Source organism: Trinickia mobilis, from assembly GCF_017315705.1.
In the GTDB taxonomy this organism is placed as follows: Bacteria; Pseudomonadota; Gammaproteobacteria; order Burkholderiales; family Burkholderiaceae; genus Trinickia_A; species Trinickia_A mobilis.
Map to the genome: position 1 here is coordinate 1 of NZ_JAFLRF010000099.1, position 3485 is coordinate 3485.

1 protein-coding gene is annotated in these 3485 nt (G+C 61.9%); it reads right to left on the reverse strand.

The features are described from left to right. On the reverse strand, nt 1–3458 hold a 3458-nt coding region (locus J3489_RS36995), incomplete at its 3' end, for an indolepyruvate ferredoxin oxidoreductase family protein (RefSeq protein WP_207005737.1). Nucleotides 3459–3485: the final 27 nt, after the last annotated feature.

A 3485-nucleotide genomic window follows, 5' to 3' on the forward strand; every position in this document is an offset into this window, starting at 1 on the left:
TCAATGACGGCGGGGCGGGAAAGCTGCGCCAAGGCGTTGCTCCATTCGGCATCGACCGACTGGAAATTCCGCTCCTTCACGTGCCCGTATCCACGGATCTTTTCGGCCATCGACGCCACGCGCAACACCGTCTGCAGGTTGCTTGCATTCCCGTGGCGGAGGATCTCGTCGACGCTCTGCTCATAGCGGGTGATCAAGCCCCGCTCCATCTTGCGCTCCGCCGTATAGCCCAATACATCGAACGGCGTGCCGCGAAGGAACTTCAGTTTGGCGAGCGCTCTGAACACCGGGAGAATCCACGCGCCATATTCCTTCTTGTACGGCTCGCCAGTCAGCTCGTCCTTGCCCGACAGCAACGGTGGCGCAAGATTGAATGCAATCCGGAAGCCACCTTCGAACTGCTGCTTCAGGCTCTCGACGAATTCCGGTGACGAATGCAGTCTCGCCACTTCGTACTCGTCCTTGTAGGCAAGCAACTTAAAGTACGCGCTCGCGACCGCGCGCGTCACGGCATCGTGCTTCGGCGTCACGCCCCGCTCCCACTCCCGGACCCGGCTCACCAGCGATCGGTAGCGTTGCGCATAGGCGGCGCTCTGGTATCCAGTCAGGAATACGCCACGGCGTTCGATCATCTCGTCAAGCGTCTCCGAGATCCGCAGCGATTCGCGCGCCGGCTTGACCGCGAGCGCCTTTTCCGCCGCCGCGGGCGAAAGCGCTACCCGGCGACCCCACAGAAACGCCTCCTGGTTCGAAGTCACCGCCGCACCATTGAGTTCAATCGCCGCGTTGATCGCGTCCGCGCTGATCGGAATCAGGCCGCGCTGGTACGCGTAGCCCAGCATGAACATGTTCCCGGCAATGGTGTCGCCGAAGAGGTTGAGCGCGTACTTCGTCGCGTCGACGAATTCGACGTGATTCTCACCCACAGCCTCGGCAATGCCCGCGCGCAAGTCCGACGCCGGGAACTCGAGATCCGGATGCCGCGTGAACTCGCCCGTCATGACCTCGTGCGTGTTGACCAGCATACGAGTCGTGCCCCGGCGGGTAGTCGCGAGCGTCTTGCGGCTTGCCGCCACCACCATGTCACACCCGAGCACGACATCCACGCCCCCCGCCGCGATTCGGATCGCCTTGATCGCCGCCGGGCTCTTGCCGAAGCGCATATGCGACCACACCGAACCCCCTTTCTGCGCCATGCCGGCCATATCGAGGATGCCGCACCCCTTGCCCTCCAGGTGCGCGGCCATGCCGAGAATCGCGCCGATCGTCACCACGCCGGTTCCGCCGACTCCGGTCACGATCATCGAAAACACCCGCTCCTCCAGCGACGGCAGCTCCGGCTCGGTCAACGCAGGAAACACCGTCACATCAGGCTTGAACGTGCCCGATTTCCTCAAGTTCCCGCCGTGCACCGTCACAAAACTCGGACAAAAACCGTTGTTGCACGAATAGTCCTTGTTGCACGACGACTGATCGATCTCCCGCTTGCGTCCGAATTCGGTCTCGAGCGGCACCAGCGACACGCAATTGGATTTCACGCCACAATCGCCGCATCCCTCGCACACGAGATCATTGATCACCAGACGCTTTGCCGGATCCGGAAACTGCTTGCGCTTGCGGCGCCGGCGCTTTTCGGCGGCACACGTCTGATCGTAGACGAGCACGGTCGCGCCCGGGATCTCGCGCAGCTCCTCCTGCACCTTCTGGAGCTCCGAGCGGTGATGAATGGTCACGCCCGGCGCCCAGCCAGCATCCGCCGGATATTTCGACGGATCGTCCGAGACGACCGCAATGCGGCGAATTCCTTCAGCGTGCACCTGCGTGGTGACCGTCATCGGACTCAACTGACCGTCGTGACGCTGCCCCCCCGTCATCGCAACCGCATCGTTATAAAGAATCTTGAAGGTGATGTTGGTCTTCGCGGCAATTGCGGCTCGGATGGCGAGCAGCCCCGAGTGGAAATACGTGCCGTCGCCCATGTTCTGGAACATGTGCGCACGCTTGGAAAACGGCGCCTCGCCTACCCAGGTCATGCCTTCTGCGCCCATTTGGGTATAGCCAAGGGTATTGCGGTCCATCGTTTGCGCCATCCAACCGCATCCGATGCCGGCATATCCCTTGCTGCCCTGCGGGATCACCGTCGACGAATTGTGCGGACATCCGCTGCAGAAGTAGAAGCTGCGCTGCATCGCCTCGGGAGCGAACACGACATTGCTCAACTCGCTCAGGAACGACACCCGCTCGGCGACCCGGTTCCCCTCGGCGAGAGGCTCAATGCGCTCTCCGAGCGCGATGGCGACCTGCACCGAGTTCAGTGACATCTCCACCGGAAACAACTTTTTGCCATGCTCGTCGAACTTGCCGATCACCGCGGGCGCGTTCGGCACGTGATAAAGGATGTCCTTGATCTGCGACTCGAGCAGGCTGCGCTTTTCCTCCACCACCATCAACAGACCCAGCCCGTTGGCGAATTCCCGGAGTCCTTCGGGCTCGAGCGGCCAGGTGCACGCGACCTTGTAGATCGCCACGCCCATGGACTCCAGCTCCGCCTCGGTGAGGTTCAGATCGTCGATGGCCTGCAGCACGTCGAGATAGCTCTTGCCGTGCGTGACGATGCCGATGCGCGGATTGGCTTTGCCGAGCACGACCTTGTCGAGCCGATTGGCACGGACGAAAGCGCGCACCGCGTCCAGCTTGTAGTTGTGCAGCCGGTATTCCTGCTCCTGCGGCGTGTCCGGCTGTCGCAGATTCAATCCACCCGACGGCATTTCCACCTCATCGGGCAAGACAGCATTCACGCGCTCCAGATCCACTTCAATGGCCGCTGAAGCGTCCGCCGTGTCTTTCACACACTTCAGACCGACCCAGCATCCCGAATAGCGCGACAACGCCCAACCATACAAGCCGTAGTCCAGGACTTCCTGCACCCCGCTCGGGCTGAGAATCGGAATCGCCGCGTCGACCAGCGCGAATTCGGACTGATGGCACGTCGACGACGACTCACACGTGTGGTCATCGCCCATCAACACGAGAACCCCACCGTGCTTCGAACTGCCCGCGAGATTGGCGTGCCGGAAAGCATCGCCGCTCCGATCGACCCCCGGACCTTTGCCGTACCAGATCGAAAACACCCCGTCGTACTTACCTTCTCCGCCGATTTCCGCCTGTTGTGTGCCCCACACGGCAGTTGCCGCCAGATCTTCATTCACCCCCGGCACGAATACGATGTCGGCCTCGGCGAGGAATTGCTTCGCCTTGCCCAGCTCCGAGTCATAGGTGCCCAGCGGCGAGCCGCGATACCCCGATATATAGCCGGCAGTATGCAGCCCCTTGGCTGTGTCGCGGCGATGTTGCATCAGCGGCAACCGGACAAGTGCCTGGATGCCGGTGAGGAAGATCCGTCCAGCGTCGAGCGCATACTTGTCGTCGAGGGTAACTTTACGTAGTGTCACGTTCACTCCTTTGCTCCAGCGTAAGCTCCTGCA